This is a genomic window from Streptomyces sp. NPDC043952 (genome assembly GCF_056435325.1).
The window spans coordinates 66,184-92,081 of record NZ_JBWKES010000022.1; the positions used below are offsets into that span (position 1 = coordinate 66,184).

Sequence of the window (25,898 nt, forward strand, 5' to 3'; positions counted from 1 at the left end):
GTCTTGTTTTTTGTGCCTTCCGCGGCGTCTGCTCCGTCCCGTGGCCCGCCCCCCCCCCCCCCCCCCCCCCCCCCCCCCCCCCCCAGGGCCGCGACCACCGCGTCCCGGCCGGGGACCTGCCGCGCCGCGTCCTCGGCCGCGCCCTGGGTGTACGTCACCCCGTCGACCGGCGTGCTGGGCGCGGAGCGCGCGTACGACACCACCTGGTGACCCCGTGCGACGGCCTCGGCCGCGATGTTGGTCCCGGTGTAGCCGGTCCCGCCGATGATCAGGATCTTGCGCACGGCGACTCCCGCCGGTCGGGGTCAGCGCCAGCCGAGCGCCGGCGCGACATGGGTGAGGATGTTCTCCAGGACGTGACTGTTGTAGTCCACGCCGAGCTGGTTCGGCACGGTCAGCAACAGCGTGTCGGCCTCGGCGACCGCCTCGTCCCCGGCCAGCTGCTCGACCAGGGCGGCGGGCTCGGCGGCGTACGTGCGGCCGAAGATCGCACGGGTGGCGGCGTCGAGGTAGCCGATGCTGTCGCGGCTGTCGCCGTCGCGGCCGAAGTAGGCGCGGTCGCGGTCGTCGGTGAGCGCGAAGATGCTGCGCGAGACGGAGATGCGCGGCTCACGCTCCCAGCCTGCCTCGGCCCACGCCTTGCGGAAGGCCCGGATCTGCGCCGCCTGCTGTACGTGGAAGGGCGCGCCGCCCTCGTCGTCCTTGACGGTGGAGCTCATGAGGTTCATGCCGAGCCCGGCGGCCCAGGCGGCGGTGGCGTTGGAGCCCGCACCCCACCAGATGCGCTCGCGCAGCCCCTCGGAGTACGGCTCGATGCGCAGCGGACCCGGCGGGTTGGCGAACATCGGGCGCGGGTTCGGCTCGGCGAAGCCCTTGCCCTGGAGCGCCATCAGCAGCACCTCGGTGTGCGTGCGGGCCATGTCGGCGTCGGTCTCGCCCTCGCCGGGCGCGTAGCCGAAGTACCGCCAGCCGTCGACGACCTGCTCCGGTGACCCGCGGCTGACGCCGAGCTGGAGCCGGCCGCCGGAGATGAGGTCGGCGGCGCCCGCGTCCTCCGCCATGTACATGGGGTTCTCGTAGCGCATGTCGATCACGCCGGTGCCGATCTCGATGCGCGAGGTCTTCGCGCCGATCGCGGAGAGCAGCGGGAAGGGCGAGGCGAGCTGGCGGGCGAAGTGGTGCACCCGGAAGTACGCCCCGTCGGCGCCCAGCTCCTCGGCGGCCACGGCGAGGTCGATGGACTGGAGCAGCGTGTCCGAGGCGCTGCGGGTCCGCGAGTGCGGGCCGTCGCCCCAGTGGCCGAAGGAGAGGAAGCCGATGCGTTTCATACCGCCGTGAACAGCGGACCGAACTGATTGATTCCTCAACTACTTACCCGGCCCGCACTCCCCTGATTCCGCGCGGCTCCAGCCGACTCCCTTGGTTCAGCGCAGCTTCTGCGCCACCTCGGTCGCCCAGTACGTGAGGATGTTCCGCGCCCCGGCCCGCTTGATCCCCGTCAGGGTCTCGAAGATCGCCCGGTCCCGTTCGATCCAGCCCTTCTCGGCGGCGGCCTCGATCATCGCGTACTCGCCGGAGATCTGGTACGCGGCCACCGGCACGTCCACCGCGTCCGCGACCCGCGCGAGGATGTCGAGGTACGGCCCGGCCGGCTTGACCATCACCATGTCCGCGCCCTCGGCGAGGTCCAGCTCCAACTCCCGCAGCGACTCACGCCAGTTGGCCGGGTCCTGCTGGTACGTCTTGCGGTCCCCCCGGAGCGAGGAGGCGACGGCCTCGCGGAAGGGGCCGTAGAAGGCGGAGGAGTACTTCGCGGTGTAGGCGAGGATCGCCACGTCCTCGCGGCCGATCTGGTCGAGCGCGTCGCGGATGACGCCGATCTGGCCGTCCATCATCCCGCTGGGGCCGACCACATGGGCGCCGGCGTCGGCCTGCACCTGGGCCATCTCGGCGTACCGCTCCAGGGTGGCGTCGTTGTCCACCCGGCCCTCGGCGTCCAGCACCCCGCAGTGCCCGTGGTCGGTGAACTCGTCCAGGCACAGGTCGGACATGACGAGGAGGTCGTCGCCGACCTCGGCGCGTACGTCGCGCAGCGCGACCTGGAGGATGCCCTCCGGGTCGGTACCGGCCGTTCCCTGGGCGTCCTTCTTGCCGTCCTCCGGCACGCCGAACAGCATGATCCCGGAGATCCCGGCCTCGACGGCCTCCGCCGCGGCCTTCTTCAGGCTGTCGCGGGAGTGCTGGACGACACCGGGCATCGCGGCGATCGGCACGGGCTCGCCGGCGCCCTCGCGGACGAACGCGGGGAGGATCAGGTCGGCGGGGTGCAGACGCGTCTCGGCGACCATCCGCCGCATGACGGGCGAGGTCCGCAGCCGCCGGGGACGCGTACCGGGGAAAGATCCGTACTTCGTCATGCCTTCTACGCTACGCCCGCCCACTCCTCTTCCTTACCGACGCCCTGTCGGCCCCGCCGCCCGGCATTGAGGGGCAAACCGGAACCCCGATACCGAGTTTTTGCGCCCCGCTGGCCATCTCTGGATCCGGCCGCCTCCCCAGCGTTCTACGCGCGTGGTGTCATGCACCCGACACCACTCCCCTGCCTCCCAAAAGGAGTCACGCAATGCTACGGAAGGCCCTCACCCGCGCTGCCGTCGCCCTCGCCGCCGGCAGTGCCGTCGCCGTCGCCGCCGTCCCCGCGAACGCGGCGACGTACTCGGCGTTCGCCTTCTCCCAGGCCGGCACCAGCCAGCCGGCGATCTACGACTTCATCAACTCGGCCACCAGCAAGCTCGACATGACGATGTACGAGCTGGAGGACACCACGGCCGTCAACGACCTGGTCGCGCTGGAGAAGAAGGGCGTCGCCGTCCGGGTCGTCCTGGACCGGCAGCACAAGAGCGAGGACAACGCGGCGTACACGACGCTGACCAACGCGGGCGTGGGCGTCGTCTGGTCCTCGTCGGCCTTCACCTACACCCACCAGAAGACGATCACGGTGGACGGCACCAAGTCCCTGATCCTGACCGGCAACCTGACCTCGCAGTACTACACGACCAGCCGGGACTACGGCGTCTTCACCGACGACACCCGCGACGTCGCCGCCATCGAGAAGGTCTTCGACGCCGACTACGCCGGCACCTCGGTCACCCCCACCGACGGCGACCACCTCCTGTGGTCCCCCACCGACTCCCGCAGCCGCCTGGTGTCCTTCATCAACGCCGCGACCAAGACGCTCGACGTGCAGGAACTGGAGTTCAGCGACAGCACGGTCGTCAACGCGATCGTGGCCCGCGCCAAGGCGGGCGTCAAGGTCCGCGTCGTCCTCGAAGACCCCGCGAGCTACGCCGGCGAGGTCTCCGCGATCAAGGCCGCGGGCGGCACGGTGGTCGGCTACTTCGACCCGAACGGCTTCTACATCCACGCCAAGGCCATGGTCGCCGACTACGGCCTGTCCACCCAGGCGGTGGAGGCGGGTTCGATGAACATCAGCAGCAACTCCCTGAGCAACAATCGGGAGTTGGGCATCATCCTGACCGGCACGGGGGTGGCTCAGCCGGTGGCGCAGACCATCGAGACGACGTTCAACAGCGACTACGCGGGCGGCACGGCGGCGTAACACCGAGCCCTCGCTCACACTCCCCGGCCGGGCCGGCTCCGTCCGCCCGCGCCGGGCCCCACCCCCCGGACACGAAAGGCGTCCCGACACCAGTTTTCCCGAAGCAACTCCCTTCTTTGCTGCAGCAGTTCATCCGGGACTTCCTGAAGACACCGTCCGAGCGGATCAGATCTCCCGTTGATACCGCGGTTCCCATTCCGGTGCACCTATGCCGTATACCTCAGATGCAGCTCAAGATCATTGCATTGGTGAAGCGGCCGGTGATTGGCTCGTGCTGCGCCCCCGACCGGAGCTGACCTTCCGACGCGCTCATGGGGCTGCCGAACGCCTGCGCACTGTGGGCCAGAGGAATTGGGGAACAGTGCAGTTCAGCAGAATCACCACGCTCACCGCCACCGTCACCGCCGTCGCGATCTTCAGCGCGGGGCTCTCCGGGGCAGCAGCCGCGGCCGACCGGTCGCACTCTCCGGCTCTTTCCATAGGTATTCCGGCATCGGCCGTCGCGGACCCCTCCGCCACGCCTTCCCCGGAAGAACAGAAGCTCATCGACGCCCTGGCCGTCATCGACGCGATGCCGGACAGCGTCGCCGCCCAGGGCGATGAGGCGGTCCACAACTACTTGGCGCAGCACCTGCCCAAGTCGCAGCTCCAGGCTTTCGGCTGGTGGCAGACGACCAAGTGCGTAGCGGCCATCACGATGGCCGTCGCCAGCACCGCTGTGCCGGCGGCGAAGATCCTCAAGCTGAAGGCGTTCATCAAGAAGGCGGGCAGCGTCAAGGAGGCCGCCTACCTCCTGATCCGGGTGGCCAAGGGCGAGGAGAAGATCAGCGAGCTCGGGGCGACGCTCGGTGGCCTTGCCGGTGCCATTCTGGGCGTCGACAGCATCAAGAAGCAGTGCAGCTGAGGGCGGAGGGCAGCGGACAGTGAGCAGCAGCAGGCACCAGACGACGGCTTTGATCACGCCGGTATCCGCCGAGACACAGCAGGAAGCCCTGGCACTCGCCGGGGAAGGCCGCGAGTCCAAAGCCATTTCCCGGCTGCGCAAGGTGTCCGGCCTCGGCCTCGTCGAGGCGCGCGCGGCACTCGAACTGCTCGGCTCGGGCCGTGCGCTCCCGGAGAACCCCGCACAGGCGCTGGACAACCTTCAGACGCTGGACGCCAAGCTGATCGCAGAATTGCGATCCCTGCTCGAAGCCGACGACCGCACCACGGCCATCAAGCTCCTCCGAGAGCGGACGGACATCGATCTGGCCAGCGGCTACCACCTGGTACAGGAACTCGCCAACCGATAGCAGCGGCGCGTGCGGCCGCGGACGGCGGCTGGACGCCGCACCACGACGGTTTCTGGTCCAGCCGGAGCAAGGGCACCTTCCAGCGTGGCATCTCCCCGGACGAGATCGTCGCCCTCGCCCGCCGGGTCGGCCTCGTGCCCGCTGCCGAGGCCCCCGTGCTGCCTCTGCCCGGCGTCTGCCATGCCGTACTGACCAGGCCCGGAACGTGAGGTGCCGTGGAGATCGTCCGGACGGCCTCCGGTCAGCGGTTGCCCGTCCAGACGATCCGGTCGGAGAAGTCTCCGCGCTCGGCCGTCTTCGCCGCGCGGATCTTCTCCAACTGGTCCTCGCCGACTCCCAGGTCCGCGGCAAGGGCACGGACCACTTCCAGCACGTCCGCCAGTTCCTCCGGCGCCGCGTCGTCGTCCGCCGCGAGGAACTCCGCGACCTCCTCACCGAGCTTGTCCCGCAGCCGGTTGCGGTATTCCCCCCGGCCCGCGGTGTAGAAAACCGGCTCGGTCCCGCCGTCGCGAATGATCTGCGGAATCCGGTTCCGCACCAACTTCCCGTGCCTGCTGTAGGAGTTCACCCGTGCCCTCCTGCGCATGTCCGTGAGGCGAGCGCCGAATGCCGCCCCTTCATGCCGCCGCAGCCTAGGGAAGTCGCCTCACGACTGGCTATGTGCCTCCCGCATCCCACCCGTTCGGACGGCACCTCTCACCGTGGCGGGTGGAACGCGGGCCCGAGCGGAGCGAACACGCACTCGGCCCACACCGTCTTGCACGGCACCGGTCCCTGGCGGACGCCCCAGCGGGTGGACAACGTGTCGACCAGGAGGAGGCCGTAGCCCGATTCGGAGGGGGTGAGGTTGCGTACCGGGAGGGATTCCGCGCGGGTGTCCGTGACCTCGATGCGCAGGAGGCCCGGCTCCGGTACCGCGAGGGTCAGGCGGAAGCTGCGGCCCGTGACCCTGCCGTGCAGCACGGCGTTCGTCGCCAGCTCGGCCACGATCAGCCGTGCCGGGTCCAACGGGACGCCCCACGACTCCAGTTGCTCGACCGCGAGGAGCCTCGCCAGGCGGGCGCCCCTGCGGGTGGCCGACAGCGGTACGGAGAACTGGCGCGGTGGCTTTTGCGCCAGCGCGGTCTGCTGAGTTTCCTGATTCACATCACGCAGCGTGGCCGTTCCTGCGTAGCCTGTGAATATCGGTGGCCCGTGCGATCAGCGCCTGTCCGTGAGTTGTCCGGATCCGTCCGGGCTGTACGGCGTGACCGGAGACGCGCGTCCGTGGTTGGGCCCGGCAGGAAGCGACGGGAGGGCGGCGGACGTGAGCGACTGGGACGCGGAACTGGGGGACGAGGAGGCCGGGGCCGTCATTCGCACGGTGGCCCGGCAGTTGAAACTCTGGCGCGAGGCGGCGGGCCTCACGCAGGCGGAGTTCGGCACTCTGATCGGGTACGGGGAGGAACTGGTCTCCTCGGTGGAGCGGAGGCGGCGGATCCCCCGCCCCGAGTATCTCGACGCGGCGGACGAGGCGTTGCGGGCCGACGGCAAGATCTCCGCGATGAAGACGGATCTGGAGGAGGTCCGGTACCCCAAGAAGGTACGGGACGTGAAGCGCCTTGAGGCCGAGGCGGTGGTGATCAGTTCCTACAACAACTCCGTTGTGGACGGACTCCTCCAGACCCGAGACTACGCGCGGGCCGTCCTCGGCTCTCGACGGCCGCCGTTCACAATGGACGAGTTGGAACGGCAAGTGGCCGCAAGGCTGGCTCGCCAGGAGATCATCAACCCCGCGACGGCCAAGCCACTCTTCAGCTTCGTGCTGTGCGAGTCGACGCTACGACGGCTGATCGGGGGCAAGATGGTTATGCGCGAGCAACTCGAACGGCTGTTGGAGGTAGCCCAGTTGCCCAACGTCGACCTACAAGTCCTTCCGCTGGACAGCGAGGAGAACTCGGGCCTCGACGGCCTGTTCCGGCTGCTCAAGCTCAAGGACGGGACCAATGTAGGGCTCAGCGAAGCGCCGCTCGTCAGCCGTGTCTTCTGCAACCCCAAGGAGACCACTGCCCTCGATATGCGCTATGGGATTATCCGAGCGCAGGCTCTCACGCCACGGGAGTCATTGGCCCTGATCGACAAAGTACTTGGAGAAACATGAGCCTCAAGCCCAGCCCCGAGCTGGAGTGGATCAAGAGCAGCTACAGCACGTCCGACGGCCCGTCCTGCGTCGAAGTAGCCACCATCCCGGACCACATCCTCGTCCGCGACTCCAAGAACCCCACCGGCCCCCGCCTCGCCCTCAACCCCACCACCTGGGCGAGCTTCCTGCCCTACGCGTCGCAGCACTGAACCCACAGGGAGCGGCATGGACCCCGAGCCGAAGTGGATAAAGAGCAGCTACAGCACGCCTGAAGGACCCGACTGCGTCGAAGTAGCCGCCGTTCCCGAGCACATCCTCGTCCGCGACTCCAAGAACCCCACCGGCCCCCGCCTCGCCCTCAACCCCACCACCTGGGCGAGCTTCCTGCCGTACGCGTCGAAGCACTGACGGGGGAAAAGCCGCCCGCCCACCCGGCAGCCGAGAGCTTCGGGTGGGCGGGTGGGCCGGTTCACGTCGTCGAGCGGCGACGCCGTGCTCCCGGCCGGCGTTCGCTCGGGCGGGTCACCGGGTCGCCCGACTCCAGTGCCGCGTCGCGGCGCTTCGTGCCGAAGGCGGCCAGGGCCTCGGCCAGTTTGGCGACCGAGGGCTCCGGGGCCATGACGTCGACGCGGAGGCCGTGTTCCTCGGCCGTCTTCGCCGTCGCCGGGCCGATGCAGGCGATCACCGTCACGTTGTGCGGCTTGCCCGCGATGCCGACCAGGTTGCGGACCGTGGAGGACGAGGTGAACAGGACCGCGTCGAAACCGCCGCCCTTGATCGCCTCGCGGGTCTCGGCCGGCGGGGGCGAGGCACGGACCGTGCGGTAGGCGGTGACGTCGTCCACCTCCCAGCCCAGCTCGATCAGCCCGGCCACGAGAGTTTCCGTGGCGATGTCGGCCCGCGGCAGGAACACGCGGTCGATCGGGTCGAAGACCGGGTCGTACGGCGGCCAGTCCTCCAGCAGACCCGCGGCCGACTGCTCGCCGCTCGGCACCAGGTCCGGCTTCACGCCGAAGGCGATCAGCGCGCGAGCCGTCTGCTCGCCCACCGCAGCCACCTTGATACCCGCAAAAGCCCGAGCGTCAAGGCCGTACTCCTCGAACTTCTCCCGCACCGCCTTCACCGCGTTGACCGACGTGAAGGCGATCCACTCGTAGCGGCCGGTGACCAGGCCCTTGACCGCGCGCTCCATCTGCTGGGGCGTGCGCGGCGGCTCCACCGCGATGGTGGGGACCTCGTGCGGCACCGCGCCGTAGGAACGCAGCTGCTCGGAGAGCGACGCCGACTGCTCCTTCGTGCGCGGCACGAGCACCTTCCAGCCGAACAGCGGCTTGGACTCGAACCACGACAGCTGGTCGCGCCGGGCGGCGGCGGAGCGCTCGCCGACCACGGCTATCACCGGGCGGCCCCCGTCCGGCGAGGGCAGCACCTTCGCCTGCTTCAGCGTCTGCGCGATGGTGCCGAGCGTGGCCGACCAGGTGCGCTGGCGGGTCGTCGTACCGGCGATGGTGACGGTCAGCGGGGTGTCCGGCTTGCGGCCGGCCGAGACCAGCTCGCCCGCCGCGGCGGCCACCGCGTCCAGGGTCGTGGAGACGACCACCGTGCCGTCGGAGGCGCCGACCTCGGTCCAGCAGCGGCCGGAGGCGGTACGGGCGTCCACGAACCGGACGTCCGCGCCGTCCGCGTCCCGCAGCGGCACACCGGCGTACGCCGGGACGCCGACCGCGGCCGCGACACCGGGTACGACCTCGAAGGGCACCCCGGCCGCGGCGCACGCCAGCATCTCCTCGGCGGCGTCCGTGTCGAGTCCGGGGTCACCCGGAACCGCACGCACCACCCGCCTGCCGCCCCGCGCGGCCTCCATGACAAGATGAACGGCATCCCGGGCAGGAGACGGGGCAGCGGCGGTGGTTGACGTGCCGTCAACGACCGTGAGCTGCGGCGTGCCCGGTGGCGACGTGGACAGGTCCCCGTCGGTGTGCACGACGGAGACGCCCTGCCGCGCGTGCGTCCGGATCACATCGAGCACCTCGGGCTCGGCGATCAGGACGTCCGCGTTCGACAGTGCCTCCACGGCGCGCAGAGTCAGCAGTCCCGGATCCCCGGGTCCGGCACCGAGGAAGGTGACGTGCCCGTGTTCCGGACCGGCGGCAGGAAGGGCGGTGGGGCTCAATGTGCTCGCTCCCCCATCAGACCGGCCGCGCCCTGGTCGAGCATCTCGGCGGCGAGTTCGCTACCGAGTGCCAGCGCACCCTCGTGCGTCTGGGGCACGGGACCGGTGGTGGACAACTGCACCATGCGGGTGCCGTCGGTGGTCCCGACGACGGCGCGCAGGCGCATTTCCTTGACAATCTGCCCGCCCCCCAACAAGTCGGCCAGCGCACCCACAGGTGCGCTGCAACCGGCCTCCAGGGCGGCGAGCAGTGACCGTTCGGCGGTCACGGCGGCCCGCGTGAACGGGTCGTCGAGCTCGCCGAGCGCCGCGATCAGGTCCGCGCGCTGGGCCGCGCACTCGATCGCCAGGGCCCCCTGGCCGGGGGCGGGCAGAACCGTGTCGACCGACAGGAAGTCGGTCACCTCTTCGATGCGGCCGATCCGGTTGAGTCCGGCGGCGGCCAGGACGACCGCGTCGAGCTCGCCGTCGCGGACGTACCGGATACGGGTGTCCACGTTGCCGCGGATCGGGACCGTCGCTATGTCCAGTCCGTGGGCGCGGGCGTACGCGTTCAGCTGTGCCATGCGGCGCGGGGAGCCGGTGCCTATGCGGGCGCCGCGCGGCAGGTCGGTGAACTTCAGGGCGTCGCGCGCCACGAGCACGTCCCGCGGGTCCTCGCGCACCGGCAGGGCGGCCAGGACCAGTTCCTCGGGCTGGGCCGTGGGGAGGTCCTTGAGCGAGTGGACGGCGAAGTCGACCTCGCCGCGCAGCAGCGCGTCGCGCAGCGCCGTGACGAACACGCCGGTGCCGCCGATCTGCGCCAGGTGCTCGCGGGAGGTGTCGCCGTACGTCGTGATCTCGACCAGCTCGACCGGTCGCCCGGTCACCCGGCGGACGGCCTCCGCCACCTGGCCGGACTGGGCCATGGCGAGCTTGCTCCGCCTGGTCCCCAGTCGCAGTGCCTTGTCACTCATGCCGGTCGGTCCTTCGTTTCTGTGCTGTCCCCGGCCCTCGAGACGGAGGCGACCGTCTCGGGATCGAGGTCGAACAGGGTGCGCAGCGCGTCCGCGTACCCGGTGCCACCGGGCTCGGCCGCGAGCTGCTTGACCCGTACGGTCGGCGCGTGCAGCAGCTTGTCGACGACCCGGTGCACGGCCTGGCGGATCTCGCCGCGCTGGCGTTCGTCCAGGTCGGGCAGGCGGCCGTGCAGCCGCGCGATCTCGGCGGCGACGACGTCCGCGGCCATGGTGCGCAGCGCGACCACGGTCGGCGTGATGTGCGCCGCCCGCAGGGCCGCCCCGAAGGCCGCGACCTCGTCGGAGACGATACGCCGGACCTGGTCCACGTCGGCCGCCATCGGCGCGTCCGCGGAGGCCTCGGCCAGCGACTCGATGTCCACCAGGCGCACCCCGGCCAGGCGGTGCACGGCGGCGTCGATGTCGCGGGGCATGGCCAGGTCGAGGAGGAAGACGACGGGCGCGGGACGCTCGGCGACCGGCTCGGGGCGGCGCCGCTCGGGGATCCGGCCCGCGCTGGCGGCGGTCGCGGCGAGCGCGGTGATCAGCTCGGCGTCGGCTCCGGCGGACTCGTTGGTACGACCACCCGCCGGGCGCGTGCCGCCCCCGGCGGCCCAGGCCGCGTGCTGTTCCAGGGTGGCCGCGTCCATGCCGGCCACGGCGGCCTCGCCCATGACGGAGAAGCCGGGCTGGGCGGCGGCCAGGTCGAGCGGGCAGTTTTCGTCGGCGGCGGCGGGCTGCGGAGCCTCGGGCTTCACGGCCGGGACACCGGGCTCGGCGACGGCCGGCCGCCCGGTGCGGCCCTCGACCGCCTGCGCGACCGCCTCCGCCGTGAGCACCAGGCCCGTCGCCCCGGTACAGGAGACGACGACGTCGGCACGTGTCAGCTCGTCCGGTACGGCGTCCATCCGTACCGCACGGGCGGTCACCGCGTGGTCGTCGGCCTCCCGGAGGATCCCGGCGAGGCGCTCGGCCCGGTCGAAGGTGCGGTTGGCGACGACGATCTCGGCGACCCCGGTCCGCGCGAGCGTGGCGGCGGCCAGCGAGGACATCGAACCGGCGCCGATCACCAGCGCCCGGCGGCCGGCCGCCCAGCGCCGCACGTCGCCGCCCGCGGCCAGCTGCTCCAGGCCGAAGGTGACCAGGGACTGGCCCGCGCGGTCGATGCCGGTCTCGGAGTGGGCGCGCTTGCCGACCCGCAGGGCCTGCTGGAACAGGTCGTTCAGCAGCTTGCCGGCGGTGTGCAGCTCCTGGGCGCGGGCCAGGGAGTCCTTGATCTGGCCGAGGATCTGGCCCTCGCCGACCACCATGGAGTCCAGGCCGCAGGCCACCGAGAAGAGGTGGTGGGCGGCCCGGTCCTCGTAGTGGACGTACAGGTAGGGGGTCAGTTCCTCCAGGCCGACGCCGCTGTGCTGGGCGAGCAGCGTGGACAGCTCGGCGACACCGGCGTGGAACTTGTCCACGTCGGCGTACAGCTCGATGCGGTTGCAGGTGGCGAGCACCGCGGCCTCGGTGGCGGGCTCGGCGGCGACCGTGTCGTGCAGCAGCTTGGTCTGGGCGTCCGCGTTCAGCGCCGCCCGCTCCAGCACGCTGACCGGGGCACTGCGGTGGCTCAGTCCGACGACGAGGAGGCTCATGCCGGCATCACGGCGGGTACGTCCCCGTCGGGTCCCTGGTCGGCGTCGTCGCGGGGGGTGACGGCGGCGGGCAGGGCGCCGTCCCCGGCCGCGGTCTCCTCGCCGGACTTGCGCTGCTCGTGGAAGGCGAGGATCTGGAGCTCGATCGACAGGTCGACCTTGCGCACGTCGACGCCGTCCGGCACGGACAGCACGGTCGGCGCGAAGTTCAGGATGGAGGTGACCCCGGCGGCCACCAGCCGGTCGCAGACCTGCTGGGCGGCGCCGGCCGGGGTGGCGATGACGCCGATGGAGACCCGGTCGTCCTTGATGATCTTCTCGAGGTCGTCGGTGTGCTGCACCGGGATGCCGGCGACCGGCTTGCCGGTCAGGGCCGGGTCCGCGTCTATCAGCGCGGCCACGCGGAAACCGCGGGAGGCGAACCCGCCGTAGTTGGCGAGGGCGGCGCCGAGGTTGCCGATACCGACGATGACAACCGGCCAGTCCTGGGTGAGGCCGAGTTCACGGGAGATCTGGTAGACGAGATACTCCACGTCGTAGCCGACACCGCGCGTTCCGTAGGAGCCCAGGTACGAGAAGTCCTTGCGCAGCTTGGCGGAGTTGACCCCCGCGGCCGCGGCCAGCTCCTCGGAGGAGACCGTGGGCACCGAGCGCTCGGACAGCGCGGTCAGGGCTCGGAGGTACAGCGGAAGCCTGGCGACGGTGGCCTCGGGAATCCCTCGGCTGCGGGTCGCCGGTCGGTGTGTTCGGCCAGTTGCCACGGTGCTCCTGATGGTAGAGCGGGGCTGTAGGCGGTCATACGTCCCCAGACCGCCCCGTCGACAGCAGGCTATGTCTTTGTGAACGCGTGCACAAAGATGGTGTCCGATTTGCCCGGCAGAAGTGACCGGGGTCACGCATCTTTCGCGCCGTTGGCGGGAACCAGCGGGCGCACACCCGTGCACCTTCGTTACTGGGGGCAAAACCGCACACGCTCCTCACGAATCCCGCCCCCGAGACCAAACCGCCCATAGATCCTAAGCGACTTTCGGGACGCTTTGGACTACTCGGTCAGTGCCTTGGGCTACCCCGCCGGCACCTTGGGCTACTCGGTCAGTGCTTTGCGGAGCCGGTCGGCGTTCACGCGCCAGAAGGTGTGCTGCTCACCGTCGACCAGTACGACGGGGATCTGCTCCCAGTACCGGTCGTACAGCCCCTTGTCCTCGCTGATGTCCTTCTGGTCCCAGGGCACCCCGAGTTCCCCGCAGACCTTCTCGATCACGGCCTGGGCGTCGTCGCACAGATGGCAGCCGGGCTTGCGGATCAGGGTGACCAGCCGCTCGCCGGGCTCTGGTTTCGCGTTCTCGCCGCCGTTGCGTCGGAAGAGTGGACTCATACCGGCCATTCTCGCGCGCGGCGCCGGCACACCCGGTTCAACCCTCGCCTCACCCAGAGTTCACGGCGTTCGAACCTTCCGGCTCCGGAAGCACCGAACGGACTGGCTATGCTCACGACATGGCCGCTCTCGGATGGCTCACTCCCCGTAGGCGCTCCGCCACGGCGCGGAGCGTGTTGGCAGGCGAGGCCTCGGCGGAGGCCGCCCGCAAGTCCTCCAAGGAGGCACAGCAGACCGCGCGGGCCGAAGCGGAGGAACCGGTTTTCCCGGTGATCGGCGACACCAGCGCGGCCGCCTTCTTCGACCTCGACAACACCGTGATGCAGGGTGCCGCGATCTTCCACTTCGGCCGCGGCCTGTACAAGCGCAAGTTCTTCGAGACCCGCGACCTGGCGCGCTTCGCCTGGCAGCAGGCGTGGTTCCGGCTGGCCGGGGTCGAGGACCCCGAGCACATGCAGGACGCCCGCGACTCGGCGCTGTCCATCGTCAAGGGCCACCGCGTCGTCGAACTCCAGACCATCGGCGAGGAGATCTACGACGAGTACATGGCCGACCGCATCTGGCCGGGCACCCGCGCGCTCGCCCAGGCCCACCTGGACGCCGGGCAGAAGGTGTGGCTGGTCACGGCGGCGCCGGTGGAGATCGCCACGGTGATCGCGCGCCGGCTGGGTCTGACCGGTGCGCTCGGGACGGTCGCGGAGTCGGTGGACGGCATCTACACCGGCCGGCTGGTCGGCGAGCCGCTGCACGGGCCGGCCAAGGCGGAGGCGGTGCGGGCACTGGCCGCGGCGGAGGGCCTCGACCTCGCCCGCTGCGCGGCGTACAGCGACAGCCACAACGACATCCCGATGCTGTCCCTCGTCGGCCACCCCTACGCCATCAACCCGGACGCGAAGCTGCGCAAGCACGCGCGGGAGAAGGACTGGCGGCTGCGCGACTACCGCACGGGGCGCAAGGCGGCGAAGGTGGGGATCCCGGCGGCGGCGGGCGTCGGAGCGGTGGCCGGTGGCACTGCGGCGGCGATCGCTTTGAGTCGCCGGCGCCGATAAGGATCGGTCGGCCGGGTACGGATCCCCCGCACCCCCAAGCAGCGCCTCTCGGCGCCCTCTCCTGCGGCCGGAATTATGCCGCGGCCATTTCAAGATGTCCTGGAGTTCACCGAAACACGCCCTTTTTCGGTCAAGAAGTGATCAGGTTGCGGAACGGGATAGGGCAACAATCGGTTACAGATGCGACGCAATCGGTGATTTGAGCAACTCGGTGTAGCAGGGCCTGCACGAAGCGTTATTCTCCTCAGACGCAAACCGGTACCCCTCCGTCGCCACGACGGGTGAACGGTTCCGCACTGCACGTGATGAAAGCTCTGCCTCTGGGAGTCCCGTGTACCCACACGTCGGGGTTGACGCCTCGGGCCTGGCTACGCTGCGCGCAACTGTCGCAACGGTCAAAGAGACGCTGCGCGGCCTCGTCCCCACCGCGCTCACCGTCCCTGCCTTCGCCATCGCCACGCCCACGGGCCCGTGCTACGCACTGGCCGACGGCGGCGCCGCCGTCGCCAGACGCGGGCGCCCCGCCGGCGCCAGCGGCGCCACCACCGCCCGCCGCCCGGCCGCCGACAGCGACAGCGCCCGGATGATGGACCTGGTCGAGCGCGCCCAGGCGGGCGAGGCCGAGGCCTTCGGACGGCTGTACGACCAGTACAGCGACACCGTCTACCGGTACATCTACTACCGGGTGGGCGGCCGCGCCACCGCCGAGGACCTGACCAGCGAGACCTTTCTGCGCGCCCTGCGCCGGATCGGCACCTTCACCTGGCAGGGCCGCGACTTCGGCGCCTGGCTGGTGACGATCGCCCGCAACCTGGTCGCCGACCACTTCAAGTCCAGCCGCTTCCGCCTGGAGGTCACCACCGGCGAGATGCTGGACGCCAACGAGGTCGAGCGCTCCCCGGAGGACTCCGTCCTGGAGTCCCTGTCGAACGCCGCGCTCCTGGACGCCGTACGACGCCTCAACCCGCAGCAGCAGGAGTGCGTGACGCTCCGCTTCCTCCAGGGCCTCTCGGTCGCGGAGACCGCACGGGTCATGGGCAAGAACGAGGGCGCGATCAAGACCCTCCAGTACCGCGCCGTCCGCACCCTCGCCCGGCTGCTGCCGGACGACGCCCGCTGAAAGCGCCCGCCCCCGGCCCGCCACTCCGGGCGACCGCCAACTCACCTTCCGTAAAGGCGCGTTGACTTTCCGCACGGATCAAACAGGGTCCGTAACCCAAGTGCCGCACCAGTCGTTGAGCGGGATACAGGCTCCCTGTGGTCACCTCCCGGCCGGACCATCGCCCGATCGGGTGGCGTGGCCGGGGGCGTGCAACCCTCAGGACCCCCTGGGGAGTCGACCGTCATGACGAGAGGAGGTGCCGCCAGTGATCGCGAACGTATCGGCGCACCGGCGGGCGAACGCCTTCGCCCAGGCCCTGGAGGAGCAGCCCGACCGGGACACGGCGGCCGAGCAGTCCGACGAACCGGCGGGTTCCCCGCCGACCACCGAGGAACTGACCGAGCGGGGCCGCCTGCTGGCCCTCGCGGACGGACTCGGCGCGCTGCCCAGGCCGCAGCTCGACCCCGACGTCAAGGTCGTCCAGCGCGCACAGCTGGTGGCCGCGATGGAGGCCATGCTCCAGGAGGGGACCGGGGCGGCGGCGGAGCCGACCGTACCGGAGCAAAGGGGGAGCGAAGCGACTGCCTCGCAAGGGTGGTGGCGGGAGACGGGCGGGCGCAAGGCCAAGGGCGCGCACCGGGCGAGCCCGCTGGGCAAACTCCGGCCGCGCACCAGGCTGACCAAGGGCCTCGCGGCCGGCGGACTCAGCGTGGGCGTGGCCGCGGGGGCCTTCGGCGGGGTCGCCGCCGCCAGCTCCCACGCCCTGCCCGGCGACTCGCTGTACGGACTGAAGCGCGGCATCGAGGACTTCAAGCTCGACTATCTGAGCAATGGCGAGGACCAGCGCGGCCAGGTCTACCTCGACCAGGCGTCCACCCGGCTCGGCGAGGCCCGCCGGCTGATGGAGCGGGGCCGCGGCGGCCATCTCGACCACGAGTCCATCGGCGAGATCCGCCGCACCCTGTCCGGGATGCAGCACGACGTCACCGAGGGCCACCGGCTGCTGCACGCGGCCTATGAGGCCGATCCGGACCAGCTGGGCCCGATCCAGGCGCTGTCCGCGTTCTCCCGGAACCACCGCGAGGCGTGGAGCGCGCTCAGCGACAAGCTGCCGGTGCAGCTCGGGGACGTCAAACAGCAGGTGTCGTCGGTGTTCGACGCCATAGACCAGGAAGTCGCCCCGCTCCAGTCCCTGCTGCCGCAGCAGCCCTCGCCGGGCGGCGACGGCACGCACCGGGGCTCCGGCCCGGCGTCCCCCGGCACCCACCGCTCGGTCCCGCCGCACCACAGCACCCCGTCCACCGGCCACACCAGCACCGAGCACCCGACCGGCAAGGCCAGCGAGGGCACCGACGACGGTCTGCTCGGCGGCAGCACCGGCGGCCTGCTCGACCCGCCGAAGTCCGGCGGCGACAGCGGCACCCCGTCCACCACCAAACCCCCGACCACCGCCCCCGACGTCACCCTCCCGCCACTCCTACCGGGCCTCCTGCCGGGCCTGGGAATCGACAACGACCAGGCGAACTAGGGAAGTACGGCAGCGGGGGCGTCCCCACCCGAGCGGGGACGCCCTCGCCGTCGTACCGCGGGCTAGAAGAAGACCGATCGGCGCTGGACCAGCAGTTTGTACAGGGTGTGCTGGATCTGCTCCCGTACCTGGTCGGTGAGGTTGAACATCAGCATCGGGTCCTCGGCCGCCTCCGGCGGATACCCGTCCGTCGGGATCGGCTCGCCGAACTGGATCGTCCACTTCGTCGGCAGCGGCACCGCACCCAGCGGTCCGAGCCAGGGAAACGTCGGGGTCAGCGGGAAGTACGGGATGCCCAGCACCCGCGCGAGCGTCTTCGCGTTGCCGATCATCGGATAGATCTCCTCCGCCCCGACGATCGAGCACGGCACGATCGGCACTCCCTGCCGCATCGCCGTCGACACGAACCCGCCCCGCCCGAACCGCTGGAGCTTGTACCGCTCGCTGAAGGGCTTCCCGATGCCCTTGAACCCCTCGGGCATCACCCCCACCAGCTCGCCCTGCTCCAGCAGTCGTTCCGCGTCCTCCGCGCACGCCAGGGTGTGCCCGAGCTTGCGCGCCAGCTCGTTGACCACCGGCAGCACGAACACCAGGTCCGCCGCCAGCAGCCGCAGATGCCGGCCGGCGGGATGGTGGTCGTGCACCGCGACCTGCATCATCAGCCCGTCCAGCGGCAGCGTCCCGGAGTGGTTGGCGACGATCAGCGCCCCGCCCTTGTCCGGGATGTTCTCGACGCCCTTCACCTCGACCCGGAAGTACTTCTCGTACACCGGCCGCAGCAGCGACATCAGGACCTGGTCGGTCAGCTCCGCGTCGTACCCGAAGTCGTCGACCTCGTACTCCCCGGTCAGCCGGCGCCGCAGGAACGACAGCCCGGCCGCCACCCGCCGCTCCAGACCGCCCTCGCCGTCGGGTACGGGCCGCTCCACCGGCCGCTCGTCCGCGCCCACCGGCCCGTCCTCCCGCGCCGGTTCCCGACCCGGCAGCCGCTGCACCTCGCCCAGCTCCCCGGCCCCGGCGTCGCCGCGACCGCCGCGCCGGCCGGCCGCGCCCCGCCGTCTCCCGGACCGCTGGGGGCCACTGCCGCTCCCGCTCCCCCGCGACCGGTCGTCGTCGAAGGGAATCACCTTGGCGTCCGCCATCGTTACCGCGCTCCTCGGTTGGCGCTAGTCGGCGCTGTACGTCGTGGGCCGGCCGCCGCCCGGCAGGGCGAGCGCGGCGATCCGGTCGACGGCTCCGGCGACGGCCTCCGGCGGCAGCAGCCCGGCGCCCTGGCCACGGGCGAAGTCCGCGAACGCCTCCGCCGTCGTATAGCGGGGCGTGAACCCCAGCGTCTCGCGCATCTGGCCGGTGTCCACGACCCGCCCGTGGGTCAGCAGCCGGATCTGCTCCGGTGAGAAGTCCGTCATACCCAGCGTACGGACCAGGGAGCCGGCCCAGGTGACCGCGGGCAGCAGCAGCGGCACGGTCGGCCGCCCGAGCCGCCGGGAGCACTGCGAGAGCAGCAGCACCCCGTCTCCGGCGATGTTGAAGGTGCCGCTGTTGAGGGTGCCCCGGCGCGGCTCGTGCGAGGCCAGCCGCAGCACCTCCACCACGTCGTCCTCGTGCACGAACTGGAGCCGCGGGTCGTACCCGAACACGGTCGGCAGCACCGGCAGCGCGAAGTACGAGGCGAGCGGGGTGTCCGCGGCCGGGCCGAGGATGTTCGCGAACCGCAGCACGCACACGGCCACATCGGGCCGCCGCCGCGCGAACCCCCGCACATACCCCTCGACCTCGACGGTGTCCTTCGCGAACCCGCCGCTGGGCAGCGACTTGGCCGGGGTGGTCTCCGTGAACACGGCGGGATCGCGCGGCGCCGAGCCGTACACATTGGTGCTGGACTTGATCACCAGCCGCTGGACCGCGGGCGACTTCTGGCAGGCGCCGAGCAGTTGCATGGTGCCGATGACATTGGTCTCCTTCACCGTGGCCCGGTTGCCGCCGCCGAGCGCGGTGCCCGTGACATCGAGGTGTACGACGGTGTCGGCGCCGGTCTCGGCGAGCACGCGGGCTATGGTCGGCTGCCGGATGTCGGCCTGGATGAAGTCGGCCCCGCCGAGCTGGTGCGCGGGCGGCACCGCGTCCACCGCGATCACCCGCTCGACCTCCGGGTCCCGCTGGATCCGCCGCACGAACCGGCCGCCCAGCTGCCGGGCGACCCCGGTGACGAGCACGACCTTGCCCAAGATCAGCGCCTTCCTTCCCAGGGATCTCACGTTCCGCGTTCCCCGCCGGGGCCAACTTAGCGGGTGGATGTCGCGCTGTGATGACCGCCCGATGCGCGAGGGGACGGAAATTCCCCGGCTGGAGTCGGCCGGATCGCCACCGGGTCACCGGGGATACACCTGTGGCCCCCCATCATTGTCGATGGGGGGCCACAGGACACGCTCTCGCGCCGGCCGCTTACTTCTTGTTGCGGCGCTGGACGCGCGTGCGCTTGAGCAGCTTGCGGTGCTTCTTCTTGGCCATCCGCTTGCGCCGCTTCTTGATAACAGAGCCCACGACTACCCTCGCTCACTTCTCATCACTCGGTTGTTTGGGCGCCATGGGCCCACACGACCTACGAGGGGCTAGCCTACCCAACCGAGCGCTGAGGTCGTAATCGAGGGGTCTCCGGGATCCCCCGGAGGGGGTCGTCAGGCCGTCTCCACCCCCACATAGCTGTCGCGGAGGTACTCGTGGACCGCTTGCTCGGGGACGCGGAAGGACCGCCCCACCCGGATCGCGGGCAGATGACCGCTGTGCACCAGGCGGTACACGGTCATCTTCGACACTCGCATCACCGTGGCGACCTCCGCCACGGTCAGGAACTGAACCTCGTTCAGAGGCCTCTCGCCAGCTGCGGCCATGACACACCTGCACCTTCCGCACTCGACGGCCACCGGCTTCCCCTTCCGGTGACTCTTCGTCGCTGCGTGCTCACTCCCCAGACTAGGGGCGGGTGATGCGAGTGGGGAAGAGGTGCACCCATCGGCGGCCTACTGTGACAGACATGCGCGTTTGAGTACGTAGCGGGTGAGTGGCAGGTAGTGACTAGACCGGACTCCGTCGTCCAGGGGTACGACGACGCGGACGGCGCCCTCCGCCTGGCCGACGAACGGCGCGGGGTCGTCGGAGTCGGCCGGTCCGATCGCCTCGAACCCCAGCTGACCTGCGCCGCAGAGCCAGCCGTGGTCGCCGATGACCAGCTCGGGCAGCGGTCCGCCGGCGGCCGCGGCGGCCTCCAGGACGACCCGGACCGGCAGCGGCGAATGGCAGTGCGCGCCAGGCTCACAACCGGGGCGCCCGCCCTCGGTTTCCCGCACCAACGCGACGCGTCGTACGTAGTCGATGCGGTGTGTGCGTAGACCGAACTGGGTCAATATGTCGACACAGCGACCCTGCGCTGGGGTGAGGACCTCACATCCCGCCGCCGAGAGGGCGTCCGCGAGGACGGCGTAGAAACCGAGCAGCGAGCGGGGGTGCCCGGTGCCGAGCAGGACCGGCGCGTGCCGCCGCGCGGCCGCCGCGAGTCTTTCCCCGAAGGCGTCCAGCGCGGCCAGCGTCAGCGCCGGATCGATCACATCCGGCCCCGAGCGGTGCCGGGGATCGGCCGAAACACCACACCCGCGCGCCATCAACGCGAGCAGCTCCGGCTCGCCCCAGCTCCCTCGCGGGTCGATCCCGAGCAGCACCCGCGGGTCCCGGACCGCGAACTGACGGTACCTGAGCAGACTCCGCTCCCGAGACGTCCCGACGACTCCGGCCAGCCGGGCAGCGGACAGGTAGGCCAACACGCCAGCGATAGTGGCCGATCGCCGCACCCCGTAAGGGAAATACCGGGGGATTTGCGCACGGTTGGCGTAATAGCGCGCGGGAACGCGACCACACATCCCCGGCCGCCCAAGAGCCGGCCACGGTTCTCTCGCGGGCCCTGCCTGCGGGCGGCCGACGGGCTCGGCCGGGGCCCCCGGAGGGCCTCCGCCATGGGCCGTCGGAGGGCCCGGTCCGCGTCGATCGCCCGCGGGCGGCTTTTCTGCGGTGCCCCCGTAGCCGACCGAGTCGGGTGGGTGGGTGGGAGAAGAAGTGGTCAGGGGAGCAGGCCCCGGAGGGGGAAGGCGGCGCGGCGGGTGGCCAGGATGGACTGGTCGAGGCGGTCCGCGGGGTCGTAGCCCCCTTCCCAGGAGGACCAGGAGACCGGCCAGCGTCCGTCCGTCATCCGCTGCGGCGCCAGCTCCCGCGTCCGCGCGTACACCTCCTGCCGCCAGCCCTCGGGGATCACCGTCTCCGGCGTCACCGGCCGCCCCGCCGCGATGGCCACGAGATGCGTCCAGGAGCGGGGTACGACGTCCACCACCGCGTAACCTCCCCCGCCCAGCGCGACCCACTTGCCGTCGGCGTACTCGTGCGCCAGCTCGTGGCACGCCAGCTGCACCGCCCGCTGCGCGTCCAGCGAGACCGCGAGATGCGCGAGCGGGTCCTCGAAGTGCGTGTCGGCTCCGTGCTGGGAGACCAGCACCTGCGGCCGGAACTCCGCGAGCAGTTCCGGCACCACCGCGTGGAACGCCCGTACCCACCCCGCGTCCCCCGTCCCGGCCGGCAGCGGCAGGTTCACCGCCGCCCCCTCCCCCGCCCCGGCGCCGGTCTCCTGCGGCCACCCGGACTGCGGGAACAGCGTACGGGGATGCTCGTGCACCGAGATCGTCAGCACCCGCGGATCCTCCCAGAACGCGGCCTGCACCCCGTCCCCGTGGTGCACGTCCACATCGACGTACGCGATCCGCTCCACGCCCAGCTCCAGCAGCCGCGCGATGGCGAGCGCCGCGTCGTTGTACACGCAGAACCCGCTCGCGGCCCCCGGCATCGCGTGGTGCAGCCCGCCGGTGAAGTTCACCGCGTGCAGCGCGTCCCCCCGCCACACCGCCTCCGCCGCCGCCACCGACTGCCCCGCGATCAGCGCGGACACCTCGTGCATCCCGGCGAACGCGGGATCGTCCAGCGTCCCGAGCCCGTACGACCCGTCCGCGCCCGCCGGGTCCGCCGACGCCGCCCGCACCGCCTCGATGTAGTCGTCCCGGTGGACCAGGCGCAGCGTGGACCACCCGGCCGGCTTCGCCGCGACGACCTCCAGCTCCCGGTCGACCCCCAGGGCACCGATCAGCTTCCGGGTCAGCGCCAGCCGCACCGGGTCCATCGGATGACCGGGGCCGAAGTCATAGCCCGTTACTGCCTCGTCCCACATCAGCTGTGCGCGGCCGCTCATACCCGCCACCGTATCGGCCCCCGCTCGTCGCGAACGACCTGGCGTACACGAGCGTCACCAGCACCAGCACCATCGGCAGCAGCATCGCCCCGCGATAGCTCCAGGCGTCCCCCACCGCCCCCACCAACGGCGATCCGACCAGGAAACCGACGTAGTTGAAGATGTTCAGGCGGGCCACGGCCGCGTCCGACGCGCCGGGGAACAGCCGCCCCGCCGCCGCGAAGGTCTGCGGCACCAGCACGCACAGCCCGAGCCCCAGCAGCGTGAACCCGAGCATCCCCACCCACGCGCCGGGCGCCGCGGCCACCACCGCGAACCCGCCGGCCGCCACCAGCGCCCCGAGCCGTACGACCGCCGCCGCGCCGAACCGCCGTACCCCGAAGTCCCCCAGGGCCCGCCCGGCCAGCGTGGTCACCATGTACACGTTGTACGGCACCGTCGCCAGCTGCTCCGAGCTGCCCAGCACGTCCTTCAGGTACTTCGCGCTCCAGTTGGAGACCGTCGAATCCCCGATGTACGCGAAGGTCATCACCAGGCACAGCGGCAGCAGCAGCCGGAACACCACACCCCCGCCGCCGCTCCCCTGCGCCACCGGCACCGCCGCCTCCCCATCGACGTACCACAGGCTGCCCACCAGCGTCGCCGGCAGCAGCACCGCCACGACCGGCAGGTACGACACCCACAGCGCGAGCTGCCAGTGCGCCCCGGCCCACGCCAGCGAGGCCCCGACGATGCCGCCCAGGCTGTACGCGGCGTGGAAGCTGAGCATGATGCTGCGCCCGTACGACCGCTGGAGGCTGACCCCCAGCATGTTCATCGAGGCGTCCAGCATCCCCACCGACAGCCCGAACACGGCCAGCGCGACCGCCACCGCGGCCAGTTGTCCCCGCCCGCCCGCGCCCGCGGCCAGCAGCGCGAGCAGCACCACCGGCTGGGACCAGCGCAGCAGCCGGCTGGGCCGTACCCGCTTGACCAGCTGCTCGGTGGTGACGCTGCCGACGCCCGCGAGGACCGGCACGGCAGCCAGAAAGACCGGCAGCAGGGCATCGGAGATGCCGTACCGGTCCTGGATGGCGGGGATGCGCGTCACCAGCAGGGCGAACGCGGCGCCCTGCGCGAAGAAGGCGAACGCCAGCGAGGCCCTACCGCGCCGCAGCAGTTCAGTCATGGCGGCGAGCGTAGGGCCCCGGCTTACTTGTGGGTAGACATCGCCAAAGGTGAATTTCCTTCAGCTTCAGTGGGGTTGGAGCCGGCGGCGACCTCGGTCTCCAGCAGGCGCTCCATCGGGCCCGCGCCCCGCACTCCACTGATCCGGAAGGCGACCACCATGGTGCCGATCAGGACGACGGTGCCGAGCCAGACCATGGTGTCCACGGGGACGGTGTACGCGCCGACGACGCGGGCGACGCACTCGGCGAGCAGCGCCACGCCCCAGACGACGGAGAACGTCCGCTCGTACCGCCGGAAGTCCGCGGACCGCACCGAACTCCCGCCGGTCAGCCGCTGCCAGGCGGCCTCCTTCGCCGCGTCGCCCTTGACCAGGAAGGGCATCACCGCGGTGGTCATCATCGGCCGGCCGAGCCGGACCGAGAGCAGGATGCCGATGCCGACGGTGCTGCTGACCGCGCCGTCCTTGGCGAGCATCAGCCGCGGGTCCCCGGCGACCGAACTCACCAGCAGGGAGATGACATTGACCGCGAGGATCAGCAGGGCGAGCCCGTTGGCCCGGCGCTCGCGCACCAGGCTCCACACGGTCCGCACCGCCGGCACCACGCTGCTCCAGGCGAGCGCCGCGAAGGTGCTCGCGCCGAGGCCGTCCTTGAGGAGGTAGTACGCCCCGAGGGGCACGGCCACGTCGATGACGAGCGGCCTGAGGTTGTCCAGCATGCTCGGGTTCTGCTGCGTGTTCCGGCTGTGGTTCCCCGTGTTCTTCGTCATGCCCTCAGCTTCCCGGCCGGCGGGGGTCCCCCGGTAGGAACGTTCGTCCGGACGACGGCATGACAGATGTCAGGCACCGGCGGATGGCACCGGTCATGGTGCGGGTCATATCAGCAGGTCGGGCAAGTCCCCCAGGCGCGCGAACAGTTGGGTCGCGCCGGTGAGCCGCCCGGCCGGGGTCATCGCGGTGAACCCGTACACGTCCATCCCGGCCGCCACGGCCGCCTGGACGCCCAGCGGGGAGTCCTCCACGACCGCGCACCGCTCGGGGGCGACGCCCATCCGCTCGGCCGCGTACAGGAAGAGGTCGGGCGCGGGCTTGCCCTTGCCGACGTCCTGCGAGCTGAAGATCCGCTCCTTCGGGAACCACCGGTCGAGCCCGGTGGCGCGGTGCCCCACCCTGATCCGCTCATGGCTCCCGGAGGAGGCCACGCAGTACGGCACCCCGTCCGCGGCCAGCTTCCCCAGCACCTCGGCCGCGCCCGGCACGGGGGCCAACTCCCGCTCGAACGCGGCGAAGACGCGCGCGTGGAAGACGTCGTCGAAGTCGGCCGGCAGCCGCCGCCCAGTGCGCTCCAGGACGAGGTCGTGGACCCGGTGCATCGCCGCGCCCATGTAGTCGCGCAGGGAGTCCTCGTACGACGTCGGGACGCCCAGCTCGGTCAGGTACGCCGCCAGGTGCCGGTTGGAGATCGGCTCGCTGTCGACCAGGACGCCGTCGTTGTCGAAGATGATGAGGTCATAGCGCATGCCCCCACCCTAAGAGCCGCCGCCGAGGCCCCCTTCGCGGAGCTGCCGCAGGATGGCGTCCCAGAATCGGGCCCGCTCGTGCAGCGCCTCGTGCACCGCGTACGTGCACTCCTCCCATTTGCGGCGGTCGGCACCGCACAGGTCCACCAGCATGCGCATGGCCATGGGGGTGTGCTCGTCGGCGTCGACCTCGATGTGCCGGTGGAGGTAGTCCTTGAACCGGGTGAGGCTTCCGTCGCGGTCCTCGATGCGGACGACCTGCTCGAACATCTCCGGGATCAGGTCCTCACGCCCGAAGGCGAACACCGCGCCCTGCACATGCACCGGGGCGGTCTCGACGACGTGCCAGGTCGCGCCGACGAACTCCCGCACCGGGAGCGGCGCTCCGGCGTCCACGAGGGCCTTGGGGACGGGGGTGCCGGCCCGGATCAGGTCCAGGAAGGCGTCCAGCGGTCCGGGGTCGGCGCCGGCGTCGTCCATCGCCGCCCGGTACAGCTCGAAGTGGGAGGTGAATCCCTCACCCAGTTCGTCGCTCTCCTCCACCAGCGTGATCTCGTTGATCAGCCGCCGGGAGGCGACCGGGCCCCGAGGGACCCACGGCACGCTGGTGCAGGTCAGCTGCCGCTGAAGACTCTTCAGCAAGGACATGAAGTCCCATACGGCGAAGACGTGGTGCTCCATGAACACCGCGACGTCCCGGCGGCTGCGGAAGCTCGTGTAGAGGGGGTGGGCGGTCACCTCGGTGCGGATTCCCGCGATGTGCTCCTTGAGGGTGCGGACGCCGGGATGCTCGACGGAAGACTTGTAACGGGACATCGTCATGAGCTGATAACGCGACGACCCCGCCGAGGACACTGTCTACACTGTCTGCGAATACACTGCCCCGGAATGCAGGAAACCCCCGCACCAATGGTGCGGGGGTTTCCCGGAATGATAGTTCGGCGGCGTCCTACTCTCCCACAGGGTCCCCCCTGCAGTACCATCGGCGCTGAAAGGCTTAGCTTCCGGGTTCGGAATGTAACCGGGCGTTT

The 25,898-nt window shown here is 71.0% G+C and carries 29 protein-coding genes and 1 rRNA gene; 9 read left to right on the forward strand and 21 right to left on the reverse strand.

The genetic code is table 11. The features are described 5' to 3' along the window. From AC069R_RS23780 to hemB, 3 genes are all read right to left on the reverse strand, one after another. Nucleotides 1-284: NAD(P)H-binding protein (locus tag AC069R_RS23780; RefSeq protein WP_478768848.1), on the reverse strand; the 284-nt coding region annotated here is incomplete at its 3' end. Between the two features lie 21 nt (nt 285-305). Beyond that, the gene (locus AC069R_RS23785) at nt 306-1,328 is read right to left on the reverse strand and encodes an LLM class flavin-dependent oxidoreductase (RefSeq protein ID WP_478768822.1); all 1,023 of its coding nucleotides are present in this window, start codon (nt 1,326-1,328) and stop codon (nt 306-308) included. A 96-nt stretch (nt 1,329-1,424) separates the two neighbouring features. After that, the gene (gene hemB / locus AC069R_RS23790; RefSeq protein WP_478768823.1) at nt 1,425-2,417 is read right to left on the reverse strand and encodes a porphobilinogen synthase; all 993 of its coding nucleotides are present in this window, start codon (nt 2,415-2,417) and stop codon (nt 1,425-1,427) included. A 206-nt stretch (nt 2,418-2,623) separates the two neighbouring features. Between hemB and AC069R_RS23795 the strand changes: the two genes are divergently transcribed. From AC069R_RS23795 to AC069R_RS23805, 3 genes are all read left to right on the forward strand, one after another. Next, the gene (locus AC069R_RS23795) at nt 2,624-3,619 is read left to right on the forward strand and encodes a phospholipase D-like domain-containing protein (RefSeq protein ID WP_478768824.1); all 996 of its coding nucleotides are present in this window, start codon (nt 2,624-2,626) and stop codon (nt 3,617-3,619) included. Nucleotides 3,620-3,980: 361 nt separating this feature from the next. After that, nucleotides 3,981-4,523 carry a hypothetical protein gene (locus AC069R_RS23800; RefSeq protein WP_478768825.1) on the forward strand — a complete coding sequence of 181 codons (543 nt, stop codon included), beginning with the start codon at nt 3,981-3,983 and terminating at the stop codon, nt 4,521-4,523. A gap of 19 nt (nt 4,524-4,542) precedes the next feature. Then, nucleotides 4,543-4,911 (forward strand): hypothetical protein, encoded by a 369-nt coding sequence (locus AC069R_RS23805; RefSeq protein ID WP_478768826.1) that lies wholly within the window; start codon nt 4,543-4,545, stop codon nt 4,909-4,911. Nucleotides 4,912-5,152: 241 nt separating this feature from the next. Here AC069R_RS23805 and AC069R_RS23810 read toward each other — a convergent pair whose 3' ends face one another. Together AC069R_RS23810 and AC069R_RS23815 are read right to left on the reverse strand one after the other, a co-directional pair. Then, nucleotides 5,153-5,479, reverse strand: coding sequence for a nucleoside triphosphate pyrophosphohydrolase (locus AC069R_RS23810; RefSeq protein ID WP_478768827.1), 327 nt, complete (start codon nt 5,477-5,479; stop codon nt 5,153-5,155). A gap of 128 nt (nt 5,480-5,607) precedes the next feature. Continuing rightward, the gene (locus AC069R_RS23815; protein WP_478768828.1) at nt 5,608-6,057 is read right to left on the reverse strand and encodes an ATP-binding protein; all 450 of its coding nucleotides are present in this window, start codon (nt 6,055-6,057) and stop codon (nt 5,608-5,610) included. A 160-nt stretch (nt 6,058-6,217) separates the two neighbouring features. Here AC069R_RS23815 and AC069R_RS23820 point away from each other — a divergent pair, with 160 nt between their 5' ends. The 3 genes from AC069R_RS23820 to AC069R_RS23830 are packed head-to-tail and all read left to right on the forward strand — an operon-like array spanning nt 6,218 to nt 7,441. After that, nucleotides 6,218-7,051, forward strand: a complete 834-nt coding sequence (locus AC069R_RS23820; RefSeq protein ID WP_478768829.1) for a DUF5753 domain-containing protein — start codon at nt 6,218-6,220, stop codon at nt 7,049-7,051. Further along, nucleotides 7,048-7,242, forward strand: a complete 195-nt coding sequence (locus tag AC069R_RS23825; RefSeq protein ID WP_478768830.1) for a DUF397 domain-containing protein — start codon at nt 7,048-7,050, stop codon at nt 7,240-7,242. The genes AC069R_RS23820 and AC069R_RS23825 overlap by 4 nt, the downstream gene beginning before the upstream one ends. 16 nt (nt 7,243-7,258) lie before the next feature. After that, nucleotides 7,259-7,441: a DUF397 domain-containing protein gene (locus tag AC069R_RS23830; RefSeq protein WP_478768831.1), complete on the forward strand. Its 183-nt coding sequence runs from the start codon at nt 7,259-7,261 to the stop codon at nt 7,439-7,441. 61 nt (nt 7,442-7,502) lie between these two features. On the opposite strand, the gene AC069R_RS23835 is transcribed toward AC069R_RS23830, so the two are convergent. From AC069R_RS23835 to AC069R_RS23855, 5 genes are all read right to left on the reverse strand, one after another. Continuing rightward, nucleotides 7,503-9,206, reverse strand: coding sequence for a bifunctional uroporphyrinogen-III C-methyltransferase/uroporphyrinogen-III synthase (locus AC069R_RS23835; protein ID WP_478768832.1), 1,704 nt, complete (start codon nt 9,204-9,206; stop codon nt 7,503-7,505). Then, nucleotides 9,203-10,162 (reverse strand): hydroxymethylbilane synthase, encoded by a 960-nt coding sequence (hemC, locus tag AC069R_RS23840; RefSeq protein ID WP_478768833.1) that lies wholly within the window; start codon nt 10,160-10,162, stop codon nt 9,203-9,205. Before hemC ends, AC069R_RS23835 begins: the two co-directional genes overlap by 4 nt. Continuing rightward, nucleotides 10,159-11,841 carry a glutamyl-tRNA reductase gene (locus tag AC069R_RS23845; protein ID WP_478768834.1) on the reverse strand — a complete coding sequence of 561 codons (1,683 nt, stop codon included), beginning with the start codon at nt 11,839-11,841 and terminating at the stop codon, nt 10,159-10,161. The genes hemC and AC069R_RS23845 overlap by 4 nt, the downstream gene beginning before the upstream one ends. Next, nucleotides 11,838-12,602 (reverse strand): redox-sensing transcriptional repressor Rex, encoded by a 765-nt coding sequence (locus AC069R_RS23850; protein WP_397984675.1) that lies wholly within the window; start codon nt 12,600-12,602, stop codon nt 11,838-11,840. Before AC069R_RS23850 ends, AC069R_RS23845 begins: the two co-directional genes overlap by 4 nt. A 323-nt stretch (nt 12,603-12,925) precedes the next feature. After that, nucleotides 12,926-13,225: a glutaredoxin family protein gene (locus AC069R_RS23855; protein ID WP_478768835.1), complete on the reverse strand. Its 300-nt coding sequence runs from the start codon at nt 13,223-13,225 to the stop codon at nt 12,926-12,928. 110 nt (nt 13,226-13,335) lie between these two features. On the opposite strand from AC069R_RS23855, the gene AC069R_RS23860 reads away from it, so the two are divergent. From AC069R_RS23860 to AC069R_RS23870, 3 genes are all read left to right on the forward strand, one after another. Further along, nucleotides 13,336-14,265 (forward strand): HAD family hydrolase, encoded by a 930-nt coding sequence (locus AC069R_RS23860; RefSeq protein WP_471062931.1) that lies wholly within the window; start codon nt 13,336-13,338, stop codon nt 14,263-14,265. A gap of 331 nt (nt 14,266-14,596) precedes the next feature. Next, nucleotides 14,597-15,385 carry an ECF subfamily RNA polymerase sigma factor, BldN family gene (locus AC069R_RS23865; protein ID WP_397984678.1) on the forward strand — a complete coding sequence of 263 codons (789 nt, stop codon included), beginning with the start codon at nt 14,597-14,599 and terminating at the stop codon, nt 15,383-15,385. Between the two features lie 247 nt (nt 15,386-15,632). Further along, on the forward strand, nt 15,633-16,895 hold the full coding sequence (locus AC069R_RS23870; protein ID WP_478768836.1) for a DUF5667 domain-containing protein: 1,263 nt from the start codon (nt 15,633-15,635) through the stop codon (nt 16,893-16,895). Nucleotides 16,896-16,957: 62 nt separating this feature from the next. On the opposite strand, the gene AC069R_RS23875 is transcribed toward AC069R_RS23870, so the two are convergent. The 11 genes from AC069R_RS23875 to rrf all read right to left on the reverse strand — a co-directional run. Next, the gene (locus AC069R_RS23875; protein WP_478768837.1) at nt 16,958-18,037 is read right to left on the reverse strand and encodes a lysophospholipid acyltransferase family protein; all 1,080 of its coding nucleotides are present in this window, start codon (nt 18,035-18,037) and stop codon (nt 16,958-16,960) included. Nucleotides 18,038-18,061: 24 nt separating this feature from the next. Then, on the reverse strand, nt 18,062-19,123 hold the full coding sequence (locus tag AC069R_RS23880; RefSeq protein WP_478768849.1) for an NAD-dependent epimerase/dehydratase family protein: 1,062 nt from the start codon (nt 19,121-19,123) through the stop codon (nt 18,062-18,064). Nucleotides 19,124-19,340: 217 nt separating this feature from the next. Continuing rightward, entirely contained in the window at nt 19,341-19,439 is a 99-nt protein-coding gene (locus AC069R_RS23885) for a 30S ribosomal protein bS22 (protein WP_003948845.1), read from the reverse strand. 134 nt (nt 19,440-19,573) lie between these two features. After that, complete coding sequence (locus AC069R_RS23890) at nt 19,574-19,786, reverse strand: helix-turn-helix domain-containing protein (RefSeq protein ID WP_046417307.1); 213 nt, start codon at nt 19,784-19,786, stop codon at nt 19,574-19,576. 129 nt (nt 19,787-19,915) lie between these two features. After that, nucleotides 19,916-20,713 carry a phosphatase gene (locus tag AC069R_RS23895; protein WP_478768838.1) on the reverse strand — a complete coding sequence of 266 codons (798 nt, stop codon included), beginning with the start codon at nt 20,711-20,713 and terminating at the stop codon, nt 19,916-19,918. 293 nt (nt 20,714-21,006) lie between these two features. After that, nucleotides 21,007-22,179, reverse strand: a complete 1,173-nt coding sequence (locus AC069R_RS23900; protein ID WP_478768839.1) for an acetoin utilization protein AcuC — start codon at nt 22,177-22,179, stop codon at nt 21,007-21,009. Next, nucleotides 22,130-23,347: an MFS transporter gene (locus AC069R_RS23905; RefSeq protein ID WP_478768840.1), complete on the reverse strand. Its 1,218-nt coding sequence runs from the start codon at nt 23,345-23,347 to the stop codon at nt 22,130-22,132. Before AC069R_RS23905 ends, AC069R_RS23900 begins: the two co-directional genes overlap by 50 nt. Nucleotides 23,348-23,370: 23 nt before the next feature. Further along, nucleotides 23,371-24,117 carry a VC0807 family protein gene (locus AC069R_RS23910; protein WP_478768841.1) on the reverse strand — a complete coding sequence of 249 codons (747 nt, stop codon included), beginning with the start codon at nt 24,115-24,117 and terminating at the stop codon, nt 23,371-23,373. A 105-nt stretch (nt 24,118-24,222) separates the two neighbouring features. Beyond that, nucleotides 24,223-24,867: an HAD family hydrolase gene (locus AC069R_RS23915; protein WP_478768842.1), complete on the reverse strand. Its 645-nt coding sequence runs from the start codon at nt 24,865-24,867 to the stop codon at nt 24,223-24,225. 9 nt (nt 24,868-24,876) lie between these two features. Continuing rightward, the gene (locus AC069R_RS23920; protein WP_478768843.1) at nt 24,877-25,689 is read right to left on the reverse strand and encodes a DUF3050 domain-containing protein; all 813 of its coding nucleotides are present in this window, start codon (nt 25,687-25,689) and stop codon (nt 24,877-24,879) included. Between the two features lie 114 nt (nt 25,690-25,803). Next, nucleotides 25,804-25,898, reverse strand: a 5S ribosomal RNA gene (gene rrf / locus AC069R_RS23925); the annotation flags it as partial.